We start from the raw sequence: 1179 nt of genomic DNA, 5'->3' as shown, positions 1-1179 counted from the left end.
ACAGGATATCTGTTCTTGATGTTTTTTATTGTCCAAAAAATTTTGAGACAGTGGCTAACTTGATTCTAAAATGCGCGTTTTTCTTGCTTATCCCTCTTTGTAATAAAAACTTTCTAGGAGGAGAGAAAAATGTCATTTTCTATCAAACATCGAGCCTGGTGGCGCGGTGTCGTTATGACGTTGGTAGCTTTGGGTAGTATTGCCCTATTACCCTCACACGACGCCAGCGCCGCTACCACGCCTGCTATCTCAGACACGGTCAAGCTGAACATCACCCGGTCTGACGGTTTTTTGCACCCAGCCATCAGTGTGGATCCCAGCCAGTTCCAAAACACCCGGGACGAATTAGCCGCGGGCAAACAGCCATGGACCACATACTATCAAGGAATGCTCGAAAGTCCTTACGCCAGCACCACTTTCCAAGCAGCTAACTTAAAAACCGGAACCTTCGACACCCCAAAAGACGCAACCTTCACGTCATTCGGCCAAGAAGATCCTCTCAGCGCCGACGGTTTTCGGGCATATACGCAAGCCATACTCTATTATTTAACTGGGAATTCACAATATCGGTACAACGCCATTCGGCTTGTACGAATCTGGGAAAACATGGATCCCAACGGCTTCAAGTATTACGCTGATGCGCACATCCATGCCCCAGTACCCTTTTATTATCTCGTGAGTGCGGCAGAGCTGCTCAAGTATACGTCCGTGACAACGCCTACTTACACCGATGATCAAGGCAATACCGTACAGCTGGCCTGGACCGATACGGATAACTCGAAATTGATCAACAACTTGATTGATCCGCTAACCTCTAAGCTATTAATTAAAATCAAAGATCAATACCTTGCCCAGCACCTGTACCCGTTAACTGGGGCCCTGGCTGGCGCCATTTTCAAAGATGACCGGGCCGCGTATAACGACTACGTGGAACAGACGTTTATCAACGCCAATTCCAATCGTCCTTACATCAACGGCGCCATCAACAATATGTTTCATCAGATGACCGCCGATGATCCGCGCAACCCTGTTGGCGTCGACTTCATCCAACATCTGGAAATGGGCCGCGATGCCAACCACTCAAAAGACGATATTTTTTGTCCCCCAGTTTACAATTCAAGTGCAACACCCTGACGACTAGACCAAAAAGGCCATGAAGACCTATTCTTGTTAGTGCTA

The 1179-nt window shown here is 47.7% G+C and carries 1 protein-coding gene; it reads left to right on the top strand.

Translation table 11 applies throughout. The features are described 5' to 3' along the window. Window positions 1-129 precede the first annotated feature (129 nt). Complete coding sequence (locus JUF11_RS13085) at window positions 130-1134, top strand: hypothetical protein (RefSeq protein WP_204119938.1); 1005 nt, start codon at window positions 130-132, stop codon at window positions 1132-1134. Window positions 1135-1179 lie beyond the last annotated feature (45 nt).

It is taken from the genome of Lacticaseibacillus suilingensis (genome assembly GCF_016861845.1).
Lineage (GTDB): Bacteria > Bacillota > Bacilli > Lactobacillales > Lactobacillaceae > Lacticaseibacillus > Lacticaseibacillus suilingensis.
The sequence above is the reverse complement of the archived record's forward strand: the minus strand, read 5'-3'. Positions and strand labels throughout refer to the sequence as shown.

Coding starts and splice junctions, on each gene's coding strand:
- JUF11_RS13085 (WP_204119938.1), top strand. CDS start 130: ATGTCATTTTCTATCAAACATCGAGCCTGGTGGCGCGGTGTCGTTATG.